The organism is Streptomyces sp. JL2001 (genome assembly GCF_050917515.1).
Taxonomy (GTDB): Bacteria; Actinomycetota; Actinomycetes; order Streptomycetales; family Streptomycetaceae; genus Streptomyces.
The window spans coordinates 3,802,735-3,819,513 of record NZ_CP169421.1 but is presented as its reverse complement, the minus strand read 5'-3'; the positions used below and the strand labels follow the sequence as shown (position 1 = coordinate 3,819,513).

The following is a 16,779-nucleotide window of genomic DNA, read 5'->3' as shown; positions in this document are numbered from 1 at the left end:
CCGTCGTGCGGGCAGGGCCCCCGCCGGCGGTGTCGGCGGGGGCCCTGGGGTGTTGCGGGTGGGTCAGCCCTTCAGGCGGGCCATCCATGCCTCGACCTCGTCGGCCTGGCGGGGCAGGGAGTCGGAGAGGTTCCGGTTGCCGTCCTCGGTGACGAGGATGTCGTCCTCGATCCGGACGCCGATGCCGCGGTACTCCTGGGGCACGGTCAGGTCGTCGGCCTGGAAGTACAGGCCGGGCTCGACGGTCAGGCACATGCCCGGCTCGAGGGTGGTGTCGACGTAGGCCTCGGTGCGCGCGGCGGCGCAGTCGTGGACGTCCATGCCGAGCATGTGGCCGGTGCCGTGGAGGGTCCAGCGGCGCTGGAGGCCGAGCTCCAGGACGCGTTCGACGGAGCCTTCGAGCAGGCCCCACTCGACGAGCTTCTCGGCGAGTACGCGCTGGGCGGCGTCGTGGAAGTCGCGGTAGGCGGCGCCGGGCTTCACGGCGGCGATGCCGGCCTCCTGCGCCTCGTAGACGGCGTCGTAGATCTTGCGCTGGAGTTCGGTGTACCGGCCGTTGATCGGGAGGGTCCGGGTCACGTCGGCGGTGTAGAGCTCGGTGGTCTCCACGCCGGCGTCGAGCAGCAGCAGTTCGCCGGAGCGGACGGCGCCGTCGTTGCGTACCCAGTGCAGGGTGGTGGCGTGGGGGCCGGCGGCGCAGATGGAGCCGTAGCCGATGTCGTTGCCCTCGACGCGGGCGCGCAGGAAGAACGTGCCCTCGATGTAGCGCTCGCTGGTGGCCTCGGCCTTGTCCAGGACGCGGACGACGTCCTCGAAGCCGCGGGCGGTGGAGTCGCACGCCTTCTGCAGTTCGGCGATCTCGAAGGCGTCCTTGACGAGGCGGGCCTCGGAGAGGAAGACGCGCAGTTCCTCGTCGCGTTCGGCGGTGACCTTGTCGGTGAGGGCGGCCTCGATGCCGGCGTCGTGGCCGCGGACGGCGCGGACGGGGCCGGTGGCCTGGGTGAGGGCGGCGGGCAGCTCGCGGACGTCCTTGGCCGGGATGCCCAGCAGCTGTTCGGCCTCGGTCAGGGAGTGGCGGCGGCCGACCCACAGCTCGCCCTGGCCGTCGAGCCAGAACTCGCCGTTCTCGCGGTCGGACCGCGGCAGCAGGTAGAGGGTGGCCTCGTGGCCGCTGGGGCCGGTCGGCTCCAGGACGAGGACGCCGTCGTGGGTCTGGTCGCCGGTGAGGTACGCGTACTCGGTGGACGCGCGGAAGCTGTACTCGGTGTCGTTCGAGCGGGTCTTGAGGTTGCCCGCGGGGATCACCAGGCGCTCGCCGGGGAAGCGGGCGGAGAGCGCGGCGCGGCGCTCGGCGGTGTGGCCGGCCTGCGCGATCGGCTCCAGACCGTGGAGCTCGGTGTCCGCCCAGCCGCTCTTCATGCTCTCGGCGAGCTCGTCGGACACGCTCCCGTACAGCCCGTTCTTGCGCTGCTTGATCGGCTCTTCGGTCTCTTCCGGGGTCTCCGGGTTGAGCTCTTCCGCCACGGGTCTCTCCTCTTGGTACGACACTGAACCCCTCCCATCGTACGGTCGTACGGAAGGGGGCCCAGGGGCGGAAGACCTCTTACCGGTCAGTCACCTGCGCGGGGTGTGACGGGATCCTTGATCGTCTGTACGGGCAGTGTGTGGTCCCTACACGCAAAGTGGGGCGACCGGTGGGGACGGAGGGCCCCCGGGGGTCACTCGAAGCGGGCCGCCAGCAGCACGACGTCCTCGGCGTCCGTCGCGCCGCCGGCGTCCAGGCCCTCGGGCAGCAGGGCGCGCAGGACGTGGTCGGCGACGGCTCCGGGGCTCCTGCGGGCGGCTTTCGGGACGCTCGCGGCGGCCGCGTGGAGCCGCGCGAAGGCGCGGTCCATCGGGTCGCCGGTGCGGCGCAGCAGGCCCTCCGTGTAGAGCAGCACCGTTTCTCCGGGTGCGGGCGAGAGCTCGACGCTCGGCGCCTCCCAGCAGGAGAGCATGCCGAGCGGCGCCGACAGCGAGGTCTCGACGAACTCGGTGCGGTGGTCGCCGACGATCAGCGGCGGGGTGTGTCCGGCGCCGGCCAGCACGAGCCGGCGCTCCTGCGGCTCGGCGTACGCGAAGAGGGCCGTCGCCGAACGCGCGGGCTCGGTCAGCCGGAGCAGGAGCTCCAGGTCGGACAGGACGGCGACGGGGTCCTCGCCCTCCATCACCGCGTAGGCGCGCAGGGAGGCGCGCAGCCGTCCCATCGCGGCGAGGGCACTGGGGCCGCTGCCGGAGACGGAGCCGACGGCGAGCCCGAGGGCACCTTCGGGCAGCGGCAGCGCGTCGTACCAGTCACCGCCGCCCCGCGGGCCGGTGCGGTGGCGGGCGGCCAGCTGGACGCCGGGGATCCGGGGGAGGCGGCTGGGGAGCAGCTCCTCGGCGACGGTCGCGACCCGGACCCGGGCGCGCTCCAGCTCGACGAGGCGGGCGAGGTGCTCGGTGGCGTACCGGCTGTAGAGGCCGATCAGATGGCGCTGGCGTTCGACCGGCTCGGCGGGCTCGTCGTACAGCCAGACGACGGCGCCGAGCCTGCCGGCGGCCTCGGTGGCCAGGGGCAGGGCGTAACTGGCGGCGTAGCCGAGGCGGGCGGCGACCTCGCGGTGCCGCGGGTCGAGGTCCTCCTCGCCGAGCAGGTCGGGGACGGCCACCGGGCCGGGGATCGCCACCGGATCGGGCAGGCCGTCGAGGATGCGGCCGTAGGAGGTGGCGCTGCGGGGGACGGTCTCGATGGTGCCCAGTTCGGCGTGGGCGAGCCCGAGGCCGACGGTGCTGGTGGGGCCGAGTCCGTCGGCGGGTTCGAGGACGACCATGCCCCGGCGGGCCCCGACCAGGGTGGCCCCGGCGCGCAGCAGTTCCTGCAGGGCGTCGTCGAGGGAACCGGTCCTGATCAGGCGTTCGGTGAGTTCGTGCAGTGTGGTGAGGTCGGAGACCCAGCCGGCCAGCCGGTCCTGGATCAGGGTGCCGGGTGGGGGCGCGGCAGCCGGTACGCCCGGAAGGGGTGCCGCAGTGTGCGCGGGAGAAGGAACCGTGGAGTCGATTCCGGCCACTTTCGGCAGGTGTGGGGCGCTCATTGCAGTCGGCTTTCCGACGGGTGCGTTTCGCGCAATAGCATCGCAAACCCCCATGTCAATCTGCACCGCCATCAACGCATCCACATGTACACGCACAAGAGGAGTGATGTCCAGCATTGTCCGCGCGGGACTTGTGGTGTCCGCAGGGTTCTGCAGGAGGGTTGATCTGCGGGCCAAGTTGGCCGAAAATTGCCCCCGCGGTGCACCTTTTGCGGTCGACTGGCGTCGTTTGAAAGCGCGTTGATTTGAACGTGATGGGTACGTAGACGGTGATGGCCAGGGGCAGTTGAAGCAGCCCCGGAACCTGGCAGGGTGCCTGGGCGTCCTCACCGCCGCAGGCCGCGCCCTTCGAGTGGACGACGAGCCTCAGTCCGGCCCCTCCCGCCCCACCGCACGGGGCGGTGAACCGCCGACCTTGTACGCGCTGATACGCACAGTCAAGAGATCTGCACCTGGTGTGATGTGGATTCGGCGTTCAACGGAAAGGAACGAGCGCTCATGCGCGAGATCCTCGGAAGGCGACGCAGGCTCCGGTTCCGGCGCAAGGAGAGGACCGTCCAGCTCGATGCCGCGCTCACCTGCGCCGTCGAGTGGGACTGGCCCGTACTGCCCGGAGTGGGGCTGAAAGCGACGACCCGTACGTCCTCAGGGGCCGGCTGTGCCTGCCCCGACCCCGAATGCGTGGTGCCGGGAGCGCATCCCTTCGACCCGGGACTCCTGGCGGCGACCACCGACGAACGGATGATCCGCTGGTGGTGGGCCCGGCGGCCGGACGCCCCGGTCGTCCTGGCCACCGGCGGCCGGGCGCCGTGCGCGGTGAGCCTGCCCGCCGCCGCGGGCGCACGCGCCCTGGCCGCCCTCGACGCGATGGACATCAGACTCGGCCCCGTGGTGGCGACACCGACCCGGTGGTCCCTGCTCGTCGCCCCGTACGGCCTCGAACGGCTCGGCGAGCTCCTCTACAGCAAGGACAGCGTGCCCGGCTCGCTGCGCTTCCACGGGGAGGGCGGCTATCTGCTGCTGCCCTCCACGACCGCGGACACGGCGCGGGCGCGCTGGGAGCGGGCGCCGCTCAAGGGCTCGGCGCGGCCGTGGCTGCCGGACGTCGAGGCCGTGGTGGACGCGCTGGTCGAGGCGAGCACGAGCACCCCCGGCGGCGGCAGCAGACTCGCCTACTGAGCGACGGCTGCCGAGCGACGGTGCCCCGGACGGAGCCGGGGCGGGCCCGTGCGCCGTCCGGCGGGGTGGCGGGCCCGGGCATCTGGGCCGCTCCTGTCACTCGTACGGGTGCGAGACGGCCCGACTTGTCCCGGAAACGGGCGCGCGCCGCGCCGTGCGCCGCCGGGCCGCGGATATCTTCGGCCCACCGTTCACGAGTCGCAGCCGGCCGGGCAGGTGGGTGCCATGAATCTCCGCACGATCGGGCTCACGGCCGTCGTGGTGGGCGCGACACTGCTGCCGCTCGTCGCCTCGGCGGGACCCGCCGGCGGACCGACGCCGGGGCACGGCGCCGGCCCGGGCCCGCAGGATGACGCGAAGTCGAGGGGTGGACGCGGTCTGGTGCCGGGGCTCGGCCTGACGGACGGGACGTCCGCCGCCGCGCCCGCCACCCCGCCCGCGTCCCGGGAGGCGGCCGCACGACCGGCCGGGACCCCGGCGAGGGCGGCGCACTGCGGTCCCGAGCTCACCTCCCCCGACGGCGTCGAGGCCCAGACCTGCGTCCTGGACGAGGGACCCGACACCTGGGCGCGTACGTACTACCGCAACATCACCGGCCACCGGCTGGACGCCGTCGTCACCCTGATGGGCCCCGCCGGGCGGACCGTGCAGGTGCACTGCTCCGTCAGCGCGCAGGACGAGCCGGGAGTGTGCGAGACACCGCGCGAACGCACCAGGGGAACGGCGACGGCCTATTCGGCGATCGCGGAATTCGCGGGAGCGGGTGAGGGCGGCGATACGCCTCTGCTGCTGCGCGCCGGAAGCAACACGGCGGGCGGGAACGGCGGTTGAGCCGGGGCCCGGACCGCCCCGGGCGGACCGGGGGCGCGGGCGTGAAAAGGCCCGATCGCTGGCGACGGGGGATGCACCAGCGACCGGGCTTCTAGAACCGTAACAAGAGATCTGCTGTTCGCAAATTCGATCTCGGTTATTCGGACAGTGATTTACCCGGGCGTACGAGGAGTTGTGGCGGAAGTCACCGACTGGTTGGTCTGTCAGTGACCGCCGCCACTCCCGAGGTCAGCTGAGGGTGACCTGACGGTTGGTGAGACCGCCGCGCGCCCGACGCTCCTCCGGCGTCAGCGGAGCGTCGGCGGCAAGGGCCGCGGCCAGCCGCTCGGCGAACTCGGCGGCCGGCTTCTCGCAGTCGTCGGCGTTCATCGAGGTCGGCAGGTCCCAGACGGGGACGACCAGGCCGTGGGCCCGGAAGGAGCCGACCAGCCGGGTGTCGTCGCCCAGGGACGAGGTGCCGGCCGCGTGGAGCCGGGCGAGCGCGTCGAGGAGCTTCTCCTCGGCGTGCGGCATGACCCAGCGCAGGTGGTTCTTGTCCGGCGTCTCGCACCAGTAGGCGGCGTCCACACCGGTCAGCTTCACCGTGGGGATCGCGGCGGCGTTGGCGCGCTCCAGCGAGGCGGCGACCTCGGGGTTGGAGTTCTCCGCCGACTCCGGAATCCAGAATTCGAAGCCCTCGTGCACGACCGGCGCGAAAACGCCCTCGGGGTCGAGCAGATCCTGCAGTCGCGGACCCTCGGCCGGAACGCGGCGCGGGGCGACCGGGGTGCCGGGCTCCGCCTCCAGGGCGCGCTGGAGGGTGTCCGCGAGGTCGCGGGCCAGATCGCCGGAGGAGGTGTCGTTCTGCAGGGCGAGCAGGACGGAGCCGTCGTCGCGGCGCAGCGCCGGCCACGCCATCGGGAGCACGGTCGCGAGCGTCACCGACGGCACGCCCTCGGGCAGCCCGCCCTTCAGGGTGAGCGGGACGGTGGCGGCGGGCACCAGCTCGCGCAGCGCGACCCAGTCGCACTCGCCGGGCAGACCCTCGAAGGGGCGCTGGACCAGCTCGGTCACGGCGTGCGCGGCGGCCCGGCCGTGACACGCCTTGTAGCGGCGGCCCGAACCACAGGGGCACGGCTCGCGCGCACCGACGACCGGGATCTCCCCGTTCGTGACCTGTGCCTGGGCGGCCTTCGACTGGGGGCGCTTCTTGGCCATGGTGTGGCTTTCTCCCGGTAGCGGCGGTGCTGTTGCGCAGTGCTCGGTGCACGGCTCTGTGTCGGGCGAGCCTAGCCGTACAGAGCCGCCGGAGGGCTCAGGCCGGGGCGTTCGCCACCGGTCCGTGGCGGGGGACCCGTACGGAAGACGTCCGGGTCCTCCGCCCTCCGGCCCTCAGTCCAGGTCGTCGTACGCGTCCAGGAACTCGAAGCCCGACCCGCCGCCGACCCGGGCCGCGAAGTCCTCGCGCCGATGGCCCTCGGTGACGACCACCCAGACGGTGACCTCGCCGGACGCGCTGTCCCGTACGCCCCAGTCCTGGGCCAGCGCGCTGATGATGTTCAGCCCACGACCGCCGCGTGCGGTGACCGAGGGCGTCGACGGAACAGGTCGCGTGGGACCACCGCCGTCCGTCACCTCGACGGTCAGGCCGCCCGCTCCGTCCACCCGCCACGCCGCCCGCACGTCGCCGTCGCCCATGTCCGCCCGGCCCAGCGGCCTGCCGTGCCGGCAGGCGTTGCTGAGGAGTTCGGAAAGGATCAGCACCGCGTCGTCGACGACCGATGCGGACACCCCGCTGCGGTGCAACTGCTCCCGCATCCGGTGTCGCGCCTCACCCACGCCCGCCGGGCCATGGGGTACGGCCATGCTCGACGACGTGGGCACCTCCTGTGCCACCACCAACGCCACCCCCGAGACCTCCTTTGCCCCACGCCACGGTGTGAATGCCCCAATGGCCTGGACCGGAAACCGGCCAATCCGCGTCCGCTGACGCACTCGTAACGATCGAGTACGGAACGAACGCGCCGGAGCACTCCCCGTAAGGGACAGGAAGACCCGAGAAGGGTGGTGAAGGTGGGTGAAGAGAGGCGAATCCTTTAAAGGCGCCCCAATTGGGACAGGACCTGCTTGGGGCGGTTGGTGATGATCGCGTCCACGCCGAGCCGCTCGCAGAGTTCGACGTCCTCCGGATCGTCCACCGTCCAGACGTGCACCTGGTGACCGGCCTTCTGGAGCCGCATGATCACGGTGGGGTGGTGGCGGACGATCCGGATCGACGGTCCCGCGATCCGCGCGCCGGCCGGCAGGCGTCCGTCGCGCAGTCGCGGCGTGACGAACTGCGTCAGCGACACGGTGGGCAGGGTCGGCGCAGCGGCGGCGATCCGGTGCAGGGACCGGGCCGAGAAGCTCATGACGCGCACCGTGGACTCCTCCGGGGAGGACGGCTCGGCGAGGCCGAAGCGCCGGAGCAGTTCGAGCAGCCGGTCCTCGACCTGGCCCGCCCAGCGGGTGGGGTGCTTGGTCTCGATGGCCAGCTCGACGCGCCGCCCGGCGTCGGACACCAGCTCCAGGAGGCGTTCCAGGGTCAGGACGGACGTGAGGCCGGGGTCCTTCCAGTCCGGGCTCTCCCCGGCCTCCTCGCGGCCCTTCCAGGTGCCGAAGTCGAGGGCGGCGAGATCGGCGAGCTCCAGGGCGGAGACGGCGCCGCGGCCGTTGGAGGTGCGATTGACGCGCCGGTCGTGGACGCAGACCAGGTGGCCGTCCGCGGTGAGCCGGACATCGCACTCGAGGGCGTCGGCGCCGTCCTCGATGGCCTTCACATAGGCGGCGAGGGTGTGCTCCGGGGCATCCTCGGAGGCTCCGCGGTGGGCGACCACCTGGACGGGTACGCGATGGGTGTGCTGCCGTGCGTGGGTCACCGCGACATGGTGCCATTGGCAGAGCGGCCGTACAGGATCGAGTCCGTTCTGTCCAGAAATAAAGATTTGCGTGCGGACGCACAGCTCCGGCTTACAGTGGCCTGACGTCCGGTGGGAAAAGCTGTTCGCACACAGAAGCCGCATCCACCCCGCGCAGTGAACGAGGAGAGAGCTGTGAGTACCGAGAACGAGGGCACGGCGGTTCCGGCGGACCAGAGTGCCCCGTCCGTCCCTCCCGCCCCTCCCGTACCGCCCGTGTCCTCGGCGGGCGCACCCGAGCCGGCGGCGGTGCCGCAGCCGGAGCCCGGACACTCCCCCCGGTCCGAGCAGGCGACGGCACCGCTGCCCGTGACACCCCCGGCGGAGGCCACGGTCGGCGCCGCGGCGCCCGGTGGGGCGGATGCAGCGGGTGGCTGGCCGCCGCCTCCGCCGTCCGTTCCGGCGTGGGGCGTGCCCGTCCCGCCGCCGGCGCCGGCCCCGCGCAAGCGGACCGGCGGCATCGTGGCCGCGGTCCTGGCCGCCGCCCTGGTGGCCGGCGGCGTCGGTGGCGGCATCGGCTACTGGGCCGCCGAGCGCGGCGACGACGGCAACAGCTCGACCACCGTCTCCTCGGGCGAGGCCCCGGCCGCGTTCAAGCGCGACCCCGGCACGGTCGCGGCCGTGGCGCACAACGCGCTGCCGAGCGTCGTCACCATCCAGGCGAAGTCCGGCGGCAGCGAGGCCGAGGGCGGCACGGGCACCGGCTTCGTGTACGACAAGGAAGGCCACATCCTCACCAACAACCACGTGGTGGCCTCCGCCGCGGACGGTGGCACGCTCTCGGCGACCTTCTCCAACGGCAAGACGTACGACGCCGAGGTCGTGGGCCGGGCCGAGGGCTACGACGTGGCCGTCCTGAAGCTGAAGAAGGCCCCCGACGGGCTGACCCCGCTGGCGCTCGGCAACTCCGACCGGGTGGCGGTCGGCGACTCGACGATCGCGATCGGCGCGCCCTTCGGCCTGTCGAACACGGTCACCACCGGCATCATCAGCGCCAAGAACCGCCCGGTCGCGTCCGGCGACGGCTCCGGCGGCAAGAACTCCTACATGAGCGCGCTGCAGACCGACGCCTCGATCAACCCGGGCAACTCCGGCGGCCCGCTGCTCGACGCGAGCGGCGCGGTCATCGGCATCAACTCGGCGATCCAGTCGGCCGGGAGCGGCATGGGGCAGACGCAGGCCGGTTCGATCGGCCTCGGTTTCGCGATCCCCGTCAACCAGGCCAAGAACGTGGCCGAGCAGCTGATCAAGACGGGCAAGCCGGTCTACCCGGTGATCGGCGCGACGGTGACGATGACCGAGAAGGGCGAGGGCGCGACGATCGCGGAGGAGGGCGCCGGCGGCACCCCGTCCGTCACCCCGAACGGCCCGGCGGCGAAGGCCGGTCTGAAGGCGGGCGACGTGATCACCGCCTTCGGCGACCACCCGATCGACAGCGGTCCGAGCCTGATCAGCGAGATCTGGACCCACAAGCCGGGCGACGCGGTCCAGCTCACCTACGAGCGCGACGGCAAGACGGCGACGGCCACGGTCACTCTCGGGGAACGCACGGGCGACAACTGACCGGCTAGGCTGTCCCCCGCGCCGCCCCGACGGGATCCGGCGCGGGGTGGGTTGCCCGAGCGGCCTAAGGGAACGGTCTTGAAAACCGTCGTGGCGCGAGTCACCGTGGGTTCAAATCCCACACCCACCGCGTAGTGAACGGCCCCCGACCGGGGAATCGGTCGGGGGCCGTTCGCGTGTCGCGGCCCATCTTCAAGCCTGTGAGCGCGGCGGACAGGGCTCTCTACCGGGGTTTGCGCCGTGCTCGGCGCTGCCCTGCCTTGCCGCCGGCGGCGCGCAACTTCTGGGCCTCGAACGGTCTGCCCAGGGAGATGAGTACCTGGGCGAGGTTCTCGGTGATGTCTTGGGTGTCGGGGTGGTCCTCGCCCAGGACGCGGCGGCTCCGGGCACGCGTGTCCTTGAGCAGCCGCTCTGCCGCCGCGAACTGCCGAAGATGGTGCAGGGCGCTGGCGAGGTTGTTGGCGGACGAAAGGGTGTCGGGGTGGTCCTCGCCCAGGATGCGGCGGCGGCGTTCGAGGGTGTCCTCGTCCATGCGGTGTGCCTCTTCGTACTCCCCGAGACGGTCCAGGATGTTGGAGAGGTTGTTGGCGGAGGTGAGGGTGTCGGGGTGGTCCTCGCCCAGGACGCGGCGGCGGCGTTCGAGGGTGTCCTCTTGCATCCGGCGCGCCTCCTCGTACTCCCCGAGACGGCTCAAGTGGCTGGCGAAGTTGCCGGCGGAGATGAGGGTTTCGGGGTGGTCCTCGCCCAGGATGCGGCGGCGGCGTTCGAGCGTTTCCTCGTCCATCCGGCGCGCCTCCTCGTACTCCCCGAGACGGCTCAAGGTGCTGGCGAGGTTGTTGGCGGAGGTGAGGGTGTCGGGGTGGTCCTCGCCCAGGACGCGGCGGCGGCGTTCGAGCGTGTCCTCGTCCATACGGCGCGCATCCTCGTACTCCGCGAGACGGTCCAAGGTGGCGGAGAGGTCGTTGGCGGACTGGAGGGTGTCGGGGTGGTCCTGGCCCAGGGTGCGGCGACGGCGTTCGAGCGTGTCCTCGATGATGAGGCGCGCCTCGGCATGTCTCCCGAGATCAGCAGTGGCATGGCCGAGGTACTGCGCGACGCCGAGCGAGTCGGGGTGGTCCTCGCCCAGGGTGGTGACCCAGATGGGGTGGAGAGTGGCGGCCATGTCCCGGCCGGCGCGTGCCTGCCCGCTCACGCAGAGGTAGCGGACGGCCCGAATGAGTGTCTGGTGCAGTGAGGAGTGTCGGGTGCTGGCGTGCAGGCGGGCGTTGAGGTGGGAGGTCAGAGCGGCCCACGTCGGCCAGAAGACCGGGTCCAGCGCGTCGCTCGGCGCAACGGCGGCCAGAAGGGTGGTGACGTCGTCCTCTGCCGCGGTGGCGTCGGCTTCGGCGGTGTGGTCGCGGACGATGGCCTGGGTGAGGCGGTGGATCTGGAAGGTTTCATGGTCGACGCGGGCAAGACCGGAGCGGGCCAGGTGCTGGAGCGCGGTCTGGGGCCACATGAAGTCGTCGGGGTCGAGGGTGAGCGTGGCGAGCCGGTCGCGGCCGGTCTCCAGCCAGGCGGTGGGGATGGGATCGGGGCCCAGGAACGCGGCCAGCCGCAGCAGTTCGGCGGCCTGCGGGTGCGCCTCGGCCAGGCCGGCGGTCGCGATGACCACCGCGGCCGCCAGGGAGGCGGGGTAGCCGGGCGGGCCACCGTTGGCCATCAGCGCGGCGGTCTTGCTGATGAGTAGCTGGCGGTAGCGGTCCGGGGTCATGCCGGAGGTGATGACGCCGACGGCCTGGGCCAGGGCAAGGGGCAGGTCGCCGAGATCGTCCGCGAGTGCGTCGGCCTGCTGTGCGGCGATGCCGGGGATGCGGTTGCCCAGATAGACCACGGAATCTTCTCGGGGGAACACGTCCAGGCCGTGGCTCGGGACGACGTCCTTCCAGCCGGGGTTGCGTGAGGTGATCAGAACGTGGCCGGGGCCGGTGGGCAGCACGGCCTCGAAGGCACCCGGGTCGTCGGCGTTGTCGAGGACGATGAGCCAGCGGTCCCTGGTCCGTAAGTGCTGGAGCAGGGAGCGGGTGACGTGGTCGGTGCCGGCTTCGGGCTTGGCGATTCCCAGCCGCGTGGCCAGCTCGGTGTAGTGGACGGGAATCTGGTCGGCCTGCTCCGCGTCGATCCACCACACGATGTCGTACTGGCTGGCGAAACGGTGGGCGTACTCCAGGGCGAACTGGGTCTTGCCGATCCCGCCCAGACCGTGCAGGGCGTGCACCACCGCCTGCCGGCCCCCCACCAAGCCCTCCCGCACCTGCGTCATCGTCGTCTCGCGGCCGGTGAAATGCGGATTGCGGCCCGGCACGTTCCACACCCCCGGCACGCCCGCGCTGCTCGGCAGCCGCGGACGCCCGTCGGGAGCAATATCGCCGGAGGAAGGCGCTGCCGCAGCGCCTGGGAACTGCGGAGGGTCGAGCGGGCCGGTGGGACCGTCGACGGCGTCCCGCAGCGCGGCGATCGCGGCCGGCTCGTCCAGACCGTGCAGGTCCTTGCGGATCGCCGCGGTCAGGATGTCGGGGATGTCGCCGCCGCTGAGGGGCTCGATCGTCAGCGGGATGAACCGGCGCCGGCCCGCGACGACGGAGGTCCACTCCTCATGGGTCCAGCGCTCAGGATCGAAATAGCTGTCGGAGAACAGCGCCACCACGGCGGTCGCGCGCCGCAGCGCCTGGTCCATCCGCTGCACGAAGTTGTCGCCGGTGCGCCAGTCCCACACGTCCAGCTCCACACGGTGACCGGCCTCCCGCAGATGCCACGCCACCCACTCCGCCCAGGCCCGGTCAGCCCCGGCGTAGCTGACGAACACCGACTCCACTGCCCCCGACATCGCCCGTCCCCCTCCAGCGCGCTCATGCCCCGCGCCCGCCACGGATACCCCACCCATGATCCTGGCCATGGATGGGCTCAGGGCGTGAATCCGGAAATCCGGGCACGGGCGGCGAGCAGGCGCGGGCACCGAAAGGCATCGGCGTCATGAACCTCCGCTGCGGCCCCCGCCCGGCCGTCAGCCCGCCCCCGCCGTCAGGCGGGCCGCCGACTGGATCGTGGCGCGGGCCTCGTGTTCCGGGAGGCCCGTGCGGATCGCGGCCGAGGCGAGGGCCTCGGTCAGGGTGTCGCCGAGGCCGTTCTCGTACGCGCGGCAGGCCGCCCAGAACAGGCGGGTGTTGCGCTGGCCCTCCCGGGCCGACAGGACGAAGTGGATCAGGCCCTGGCCCTGGTGGTGCGGGCGGGTCGTGGCGTGGTGCGGGCGGGGCGGGGGCGCGATCAGGCTGAGGAGGGCGCTCGGGCAGGGCGCGGGAGTGAGGTCCGCGGTGTCGGGCGCGAGCCGGTAGGCGCCCCGGGCGCTGACGGAGCCCGGGCCGACCAGGTAGCCGCCCGCGCCGCGGATGTCGATCCCGGGGGCGAGGCGGCTCGCGGAGTTGGGGACGACGACGTCGGGCGGGCCGGTGAGCCACAGGTGCCGGCCGCCGCTGGGGGTGAGGACGGTGACGGTCGGCGGGAGGCCGAAGAGGTGCCCCAGGGCCATGTGGCGGAGTTCCACGGCGTCGTCGGACGGCGACCGTACGTCCAGGTCGACGCCGATCAGGTGATGGGGCGGGCGGCCGCACGCGATGCCGTACCCGGTGGCCCAGGGTGCGGCGGCGAAGAGCGCCCGTACGCCCGCCGGGTCGGTGGTCGCGTCGTGGACGCCGTGGCCGGGCCGGCCGCATTCCCCGTGGCAGGGGACCGGTGGGCTCTCGTCCCGGTGGGGTGAGCGCAGCGCGGGGAGCTTCGTGGCGGACAGGGGGATGACGGGGAGCCCACGCTCCGCTGCGGAGAGGGCGTGGGCGAGGGCCAGGGTGGCGGTGCGCCGGTCGGTGATGGCCATGGATCTAGTTTCGTACAGGCGTTCGAAGAAGGGAAGGGGGAGGGATTCGGCCTGGAGTCCGCCGGAACGCTTCCCCTCGTGCGGCGCCCGGGTCGTGGGTCGGCCGCGCGCCTGTCACCGGGCCTGAGCTGCGACGTTCGCGGGCTCGTGGGGGTTTATCGACTTGTCCTCACGCTTGAGGGGGAATCGTCCGCTGCGGGGTGGTTCGCCGGGGATTCGGTGGGCAACTCTGGAGTCGCGACGTCGAGCACGAACGACCGAGGCGGCCGGCCAACTGCCTTGGTGAGAGCCGTACTTACGCGCTTCCGGCGCGGTTTCCCTTCCTGGAGGAAGAACACATGGCAAGCATCCGCACCGCCCACGTCCTCGCCGCTGCCGCCGCGCTGCCTCTGGCCGCCGCACTCTTCACCGGAGTGGCGCAGGCCGACAACGGCGGGTTCGCGGACAACGGATCGAACACCGGCGTCGCCTCGATCGCCGGCAGCGGCGTGGGGGGTGACAACCACGGGAACTCGACCACCACACAACAGGTGGCGACAGGCGCCGGCGCCTCCAATCAGAACAACACCGCGAGCGTGAACGGTTCCGGCTTCACGAACATCGGCCAGTCGAACGCGGTGGTGAACTTCGCCCCATGGTGGCTCTGACGGGTCGCGGGGGATCCGGCCCGAGGGGGAATGGTTGGTCGCGGGGGATCCGGCCCGAGGGGGAATGGTTGGTCGCGGGGGTCCGGCCCGAGGGGGAATGACGGGCCGGGGGGCGGCCCGAGGGGCATGACGGAGGGGTGAACGGCGGCCTGCGCGGCGGTACTTCGGTGCCGCCGCGCAGGCCGTCCGTCGTGCGGGCCGGTGCGCGTCGCTGAGGTTCGCCGGGCCGGCGGGGCCGGTGCGCGTCGCCGAGATCGCCGGGGGCCGGCGCGCGGGAGGAGTCGTCCGTGACCTTGACACCGCTCCAGTTTCTGACGGACAGTCAGAAACCTTAGTGTCCCCGTCCGGGAGGCCCTCGTCGTGCATCTCGCCCCGACCGAGCGGCAGCTGCGGCTGCGCGCCGAACTGCGCTCGTACTTCCGCGACGTGATGCCCGGCGGCCCGCCAGCACCCGGCGACACCGCCGCCCAGCGGCGGCTGCTGCGGCGGATCGGCGACGACGGCATGCTCGGGCTCGGCTGGCCCGAGGAGTACGGCGGACAGGGTCGCGGACCCGACGAGCAGTTCGTCTTCTTCGACGAGGCGTACCGCGCGGGCGCGCCGGTCTCGATGGTCACCCTGAACACCGTCGGCCCGACGCTGATGAAGTACGGCACCGAGGAGCAGAAGACCTTCTTCCTCCCCCGGATCCTGCGCGGCGAGACGGTCTTCGCGATCGGCTACAGCGAGCCGGAGGCCGGGACCGACCTCGCCTCGCTGCGCACGAAGGCGGTACGGGACGGGGACTCCTGGCTGATCGACGGGCAGAAGGTCTTCACCTCGAACGCCCAGAACGCGGACTGGATCTGGCTCGCCTGCCGCACCGCCCCCGAGGCGCCCAAGCACCGGGGCATCTCGATCATCCTCGTCCCGACGGACGCGCCCGGGTTCTCGTGGACGCCGATCGAGACGGTCGGCGGCCTGACGACGACCGCGACGTACTACGACGGCATCCGCGTGCCCGCCGGGAACCTGGTCGGACCGGAGAACGGCGGCTGGGGGCTGATCACCAACCAGCTCAACCACGAACGGGTCGCGCTCGCCGCCATCGGGATGCAGGCCGAGGACCACTACGCGGCGGCGCTCGCCGCGGCCCGTACCCCCGATCCGGTGACGGGCCGGCGGCGGGTCGACGAGCCGTGGATCCGGATCCGGGCGGCCGAGGCGCATGCCCGGCTGGCCGCGACACGCCTGCTCAACTGGCGTCTGGTGGCGGACGTGGGGGCGGGCCGGCTGGCCCCCGGGGACGCGAGCGGCGTGAAGTTCGCGGGCACCGAGTCGGCGGTGGAGGTGTACCGCATCTGCCAGGAGATCGCGGGCGAGGCGGGGACGGTACGGGCGGGGTCGCCGGGGGAGCTCGGCGGCGGCGAGCTGGAGCGGATGAACCGTGCCGCGCAGATCAACACCTTCGGGGGCGGGGTGAGCGAGGTGCAGCGGGAGATCGTCGCGACGATGCGGCTCGGCATGACCGGTACGAAGCGGGACGGGGGGCGGCGATGACCGGAGGAGGAGACGCGACCGGCACGCCCGCCGGGTCGGGCGCCGGGTCGGTCGGGTCGGGTGGCGACGGTGGCCGCGAGGGCGCCGACGTGGCCGGTACGGCCGACGGCGCGTTCGCGGAGCGGCTGAAGTCGTACGAGGGACGGGTCGCGGTCGCGGGCGGGGTGGGCAAGGACCCGGTCGACGCGGCCATGATCAGGCACTGGTGCGAGGCCATGGGCGACACCGATCCGGCGTACACGGGCCCGGACGCCGTCGCACCGCCCACGATGCTCCAGGCGTGGACGATGGGCGGCCTGTCCGGGCACACGGACCGCTCCGGGCCCTACGACGAACTGTCCGCGCTGCTCGACGACGCCGGATTCACCTCCGTGGTCGCCACCGACTGCGAGCAGGAGTACCTGCGGCCCCTGCGGCCCGGGGACACCATCACCTTCGACGCGGTCATCGAGTCCGTCTCGGACCGCAAGACCACCAGGCTGGGCACGGGCCACTTCGTCACCACGCGGATGGACGTCCACGCCGACGGCGTGCTCGCGGGCACCCACCGCTTCCGCATCCTCAAGTACGCGCCGGCCGCGGCGAGGCCCCGGCCGGCCACGGGTTCCGGAGAGGAGGCGCGGGCCGTGACCCCGGCGGGAGCGTCCGGCACCCGGCCCCTGCGGCCCCGGCCCGTCGTCAACCGGGACAACGCCGGATTCTGGGAGGGCGTGGCGGCGCACCGGCTGCTCGTCCAGCGCTGCGGCGACTGCGCGACCCTGCGCTTCCCCTGGCTCCCCGGCTGCAACGCCTGCGGCTCGCAGCGCTGGGACACCGTCGAGGCGAGCGGGGCCGGAACGGTCTACTCGTACGTGGTGATGCACCACCCGTCCTTCCCGGCCTTCGATCCTCCCTACGCGGTCGGGCTGATCGAACTGGCCGAAGGCGTACGGATGGTCAGCAACGTGGTCGGCGTCCCGTACGACAAGGTCCGCATCGGGATGCCGGTACGGCTGGAGTTCCTGCGCGTGGACGCGGAGCTGGAGCTTCCGGTCTTCCGGGGGCTGCCCGGAGGGGAGGACTGA

13 protein-coding genes and 1 tRNA gene are annotated in these 16,779 nt (G+C 72.5%); 7 read left to right on the top strand and 7 right to left on the bottom strand.

All coding sequences use genetic code 11. The features are described 5' to 3' along the window. Positions 1-63: 63 nt before the first annotated feature. Positions 64-1,524, bottom strand: coding sequence for an aminopeptidase P family protein (locus ACE1OA_RS16955; protein WP_361310434.1), 1,461 nt, complete (start codon positions 1,522-1,524; stop codon positions 64-66). Between the two features lie 194 nt (positions 1,525-1,718). Further along, entirely contained in the window at positions 1,719-3,230 is a 1,512-nt protein-coding gene (locus tag ACE1OA_RS16950) for a PP2C family protein-serine/threonine phosphatase (protein ID WP_432752992.1), read from the bottom strand. 381 nt (positions 3,231-3,611) lie between these two features. Between ACE1OA_RS16950 and ACE1OA_RS16945 the strand changes: the two genes are divergently transcribed. After that, positions 3,612-4,292, top strand: coding sequence for a bifunctional DNA primase/polymerase (locus ACE1OA_RS16945; RefSeq protein WP_356775197.1), 681 nt, complete (start codon positions 3,612-3,614; stop codon positions 4,290-4,292). A 225-nt stretch (positions 4,293-4,517) separates the two neighbouring features. Then, on the top strand, positions 4,518-5,123 hold the full coding sequence (locus tag ACE1OA_RS16940) for a hypothetical protein (RefSeq protein ID WP_356601257.1): 606 nt from the start codon (positions 4,518-4,520) through the stop codon (positions 5,121-5,123). Between the two features lie 228 nt (positions 5,124-5,351). On the opposite strand, the gene ACE1OA_RS16935 is transcribed toward ACE1OA_RS16940, so the two are convergent. The 3 genes from ACE1OA_RS16935 to ACE1OA_RS16925 all read right to left on the bottom strand — a co-directional run bounded on the left by ACE1OA_RS16935 (position 5,352) and on the right by ACE1OA_RS16925 (position 8,020). Further along, positions 5,352-6,320 carry a DUF5926 family protein gene (locus ACE1OA_RS16935; RefSeq protein ID WP_356601256.1) on the bottom strand — a complete coding sequence of 323 codons (969 nt, stop codon included), beginning with the start codon at positions 6,318-6,320 and terminating at the stop codon, positions 5,352-5,354. Between the two features lie 174 nt (positions 6,321-6,494). Further along, complete coding sequence (locus tag ACE1OA_RS16930; protein ID WP_356601255.1) at positions 6,495-7,097, bottom strand: ATP-binding protein; 603 nt, start codon at positions 7,095-7,097, stop codon at positions 6,495-6,497. Between the two features lie 101 nt (positions 7,098-7,198). Then, positions 7,199-8,020 (bottom strand): glycerophosphodiester phosphodiesterase, encoded by an 822-nt coding sequence (locus ACE1OA_RS16925; RefSeq protein WP_356601254.1) that lies wholly within the window; start codon positions 8,018-8,020, stop codon positions 7,199-7,201. Between the two features lie 174 nt (positions 8,021-8,194). Here ACE1OA_RS16925 and ACE1OA_RS16920 point away from each other — a divergent pair, with 174 nt between their 5' ends. Both ACE1OA_RS16920 and ACE1OA_RS16915 read left to right on the top strand, forming a co-directional pair. After that, positions 8,195-9,622 carry a S1C family serine protease gene (locus tag ACE1OA_RS16920; RefSeq protein ID WP_386540757.1) on the top strand — a complete coding sequence of 476 codons (1,428 nt, stop codon included), beginning with the start codon at positions 8,195-8,197 and terminating at the stop codon, positions 9,620-9,622. 45 nt (positions 9,623-9,667) lie between these two features. Then, a tRNA-Ser gene (locus tag ACE1OA_RS16915) sits at positions 9,668-9,752 on the top strand. 93 nt (positions 9,753-9,845) lie between these two features. Here the strand turns inward: ACE1OA_RS16915 and fxsT are convergent. Both fxsT and ACE1OA_RS16905 read right to left on the bottom strand, forming a co-directional pair. Continuing rightward, positions 9,846-12,488: an FxSxx-COOH system tetratricopeptide repeat protein gene (gene fxsT / locus ACE1OA_RS16910; RefSeq protein ID WP_432752991.1), complete on the bottom strand. Its 2,643-nt coding sequence runs from the start codon at positions 12,486-12,488 to the stop codon at positions 9,846-9,848. A 177-nt stretch (positions 12,489-12,665) separates the two neighbouring features. Next, on the bottom strand, positions 12,666-13,529 hold the full coding sequence (locus ACE1OA_RS16905; RefSeq protein WP_356775207.1) for a bifunctional DNA primase/polymerase: 864 nt from the start codon (positions 13,527-13,529) through the stop codon (positions 12,666-12,668). 338 nt (positions 13,530-13,867) lie between these two features. On the opposite strand from ACE1OA_RS16905, the gene ACE1OA_RS16900 reads away from it, so the two are divergent. The 3 genes from ACE1OA_RS16900 (at position 13,868) to ACE1OA_RS16890 (ending at position 16,779) form a co-directional block, all read left to right on the top strand. Next, the gene (locus ACE1OA_RS16900; protein WP_356601250.1) at positions 13,868-14,176 is read left to right on the top strand and encodes a hypothetical protein; all 309 of its coding nucleotides are present in this window, start codon (positions 13,868-13,870) and stop codon (positions 14,174-14,176) included. A 360-nt stretch (positions 14,177-14,536) separates the two neighbouring features. After that, positions 14,537-15,715, top strand: coding sequence for an acyl-CoA dehydrogenase family protein (locus ACE1OA_RS16895; protein ID WP_432752990.1), 1,179 nt, complete (start codon positions 14,537-14,539; stop codon positions 15,713-15,715). Beyond that, positions 15,712-16,779, top strand: a complete 1,068-nt coding sequence (locus ACE1OA_RS16890; protein ID WP_432752989.1) for a bifunctional MaoC family dehydratase N-terminal/OB-fold nucleic acid binding domain-containing protein — start codon at positions 15,712-15,714, stop codon at positions 16,777-16,779. The genes ACE1OA_RS16895 and ACE1OA_RS16890 overlap by 4 nt, the downstream gene beginning before the upstream one ends.

Coding starts and splice junctions, on each gene's coding strand:
- ACE1OA_RS16900 (WP_356601250.1), top strand. CDS start 13,868: ATGGCAAGCATCCGCACCGCCCACGTCCTCGCCGCTGCCGCCGCGCTG.
- ACE1OA_RS16935 (WP_356601256.1), bottom strand. CDS start 6,320: ATGGCCAAGAAGCGCCCCCAGTCGAAGGCCGCCCAGGCACAGGTCACG.
- ACE1OA_RS16905 (WP_356775207.1), bottom strand. CDS start 13,529: ATGGCCATCACCGACCGGCGCACCGCCACCCTGGCCCTCGCCCACGCC.
- ACE1OA_RS16890 (WP_432752989.1), top strand. CDS start 15,712: ATGACCGGAGGAGGAGACGCGACCGGCACGCCCGCCGGGTCGGGCGCC.
- ACE1OA_RS16945 (WP_356775197.1), top strand. CDS start 3,612: ATGCGCGAGATCCTCGGAAGGCGACGCAGGCTCCGGTTCCGGCGCAAG.
- fxsT (WP_432752991.1), bottom strand. CDS start 12,488: ATGTCGGGGGCAGTGGAGTCGGTGTTCGTCAGCTACGCCGGGGCTGAC.
- ACE1OA_RS16950 (WP_432752992.1), bottom strand. CDS start 3,230: ATGCTGGACATCACTCCTCTTGTGCGTGTACATGTGGATGCGTTGATG.
- ACE1OA_RS16940 (WP_356601257.1), top strand. CDS start 4,518: ATGAATCTCCGCACGATCGGGCTCACGGCCGTCGTGGTGGGCGCGACA.